Origin of the sequence: Bradyrhizobium sp. 45, assembly GCF_023073155.1 — a bacterium.
Classification (GTDB): domain Bacteria; phylum Pseudomonadota; class Alphaproteobacteria; order Rhizobiales; family Xanthobacteraceae; genus Bradyrhizobium; species Bradyrhizobium canariense_D.
In genome coordinates this window covers 1-1934 of record NZ_JADPIX010000068.1, presented here as the reverse complement: position 1 = coordinate 1934, position 1934 = coordinate 1, and the positions used below count along the sequence as shown (strand labels likewise).

Here is a 1934-nt window from a genome sequence, read left to right as displayed (position 1 = left end):
TCAGCCCTCCAAGAGCCGACCACCCATGAATCATTGAAAAATTGATTCGGGAATCCTATAAATCGCGGCAAAATCAACAATCTGCCAAAGTAGTGCTAGGCAGGGCGGAAGCGCATGCTTCGTCTCCATCGCGGCGGATAATCCAGCGGGCATCCGAGCTGCTGGTGATCGCCGGCCGGTCGCGCGCATCAATGGGCGTGCGTCTCTCAGGGACGAATGTGGATAATCGTATTCCCCTTGCGTCGCTTGGTCGGATTTAACGCGGCGACGGCATCATCGAGGGTCGAGACGTTGCCGATGTTAATTCGCAGTCGTCCGTCCCGCACCCGCCGTACGATCTCACTCAGTTGGGCTCGATCGGACTCGACGACGAAGTCGACCGCCAGGCCATCGGAGGGCCGCGTCTCGGCCGGCCCCACGATCGTCACCAATGTTCCTCCGGCTCGGATCAGTGCTGCGGATCGCTTCTGGATGTCACCGCCGATGACATCGAACACCAGATCGACTTTGCCCACGTCCTTCAGGGTGTCGTTGTCGAGGTCGACGAACTCCTTCGCGCCGAAGTCGAGCACTGTCTGACGGTCGGCGGCGCGTCCAGAGCCGATGACGTAGGCGCCGGCCTCTCGTGCGAGTTGCGTCACCATCGACCCGACTGCGCCGGCCGCTCCGTGAGCGAGGACGCTTTGCCCCGCCTGAAGGCGGCCGTGTTGGAACAGCCCTTGCCACGCCGTCAGGCCCGAGATCGGCAGACTCGCACCTACCGTAAAGTCGACGTCGCCCGGCAGCGGTGCAAGGTTGCGTGCCTCGATCGCCACATACTCGGCCAGCGTGCCGTCGCGATACCAGTCCGCGAGGCCGAACACCCGCTGTCCGACTGATAGTCCCGTTGTGCCATATCCGAGGGCGGAGACCACTCCGGCCAGCTCGTGCCCAGGGATCGACGGTGTTCGGTCACGTTCGAGGCGATCGGTCCAGGTCGAGGGCCACGCCAGCTCAGTCGGTACAAATCCCGACGCATGAACCTGAACGACGACGTCGTTTATCGCTGCCTGCGGCTCGGGCCGGTCCATGAGCTTCATCCCGGCCCTTCCTGCGTCCTGGTCCGTTACAACGATCGCCTTCATGGGAATTATCTCCTCGGTCATTTGTCTCTTGGTCGAATAATGCAAAGAGCGTGGACGCACCGGCATCCACAGAATGTCAGGCTGTGTGGAACTCGTGTCTTCGTGTCCGCAATCTCCGCTCTCCGCATTGACCGGGGCTCCCACTCATCCTGAGGGATCGGGATCGCTCCGGTCGCCGGTCGTCAGCGAATAGATGCGTTGCGCCCGGCTATAAAACAGGACCAAGAATGCCGATTTTGGCTGTACCAAGCGCGAGGGTCGCCTCCCGATACAACCCGATTGTGCCAAACGGCTCCACTGGCTGCCGAGATTTGCTCGGTGATCGAGAGCGCCTTGAGACGGCGAACAGGAATCGAGGTTGCGGACGGTTCAGTCTTTCGCGCGCAGCCCCGCTTCGATGCGCTGGATCAGTTGCTCCCGCAGCGCAGGCACCACGTTTCCGAGGACGACGAAGGTGCGGACGATAGGCAAATACGGCTCCATTGCCGCCGTTAGCTCCGCCAGAGACATGCCGGCCAGCCGCGCATATTCGGATTGCGCCGCCGCATTGGTCGCGCGCGGCCGCTCCGGATTGTCGGCTATTTCCGGGCCGAGCTCGGACAGGATGACATGCAAGAACCCAAGATCGAGGGCGGCGGGCCCGCGCATCGCGAAGGTCCAGTCGACGAGCTTGGGGCCTTCCGCAGTCATGATCACGTTGCCGGGGCTAAGTGCGCGTTTCGCGGGATCGTGAGCACGGATTTCAGCGCATCGTGAGCAACGATTTCAGAGGATCGTGAGCAGCGATTTCAGGCGATCGTGAGCAACGTT

2 protein-coding genes are annotated in these 1934 nt (G+C 61.9%); both read right to left on the bottom strand.

Features of this window, described 5'->3' with window-relative positions; translation table 11 throughout:
* Nucleotides 1-206: 206 nt before the first annotated feature.
* Nucleotides 207-1124 (bottom strand): NADP-dependent oxidoreductase, encoded by a 918-nt coding sequence (locus tag IVB42_RS12915; protein ID WP_247396216.1) that lies wholly within the window; start codon nucleotides 1122-1124, stop codon nucleotides 207-209.
* A 369-nt stretch (nucleotides 1125-1493) separates the two neighbouring features.
* A complete protein-coding gene (locus IVB42_RS12910) occupies nucleotides 1494-1865 on the bottom strand; it encodes a phosphotransferase (RefSeq protein ID WP_346732215.1) in 372 nt (123 codons plus the stop codon).
* Nucleotides 1866-1934 lie beyond the last annotated feature (69 nt).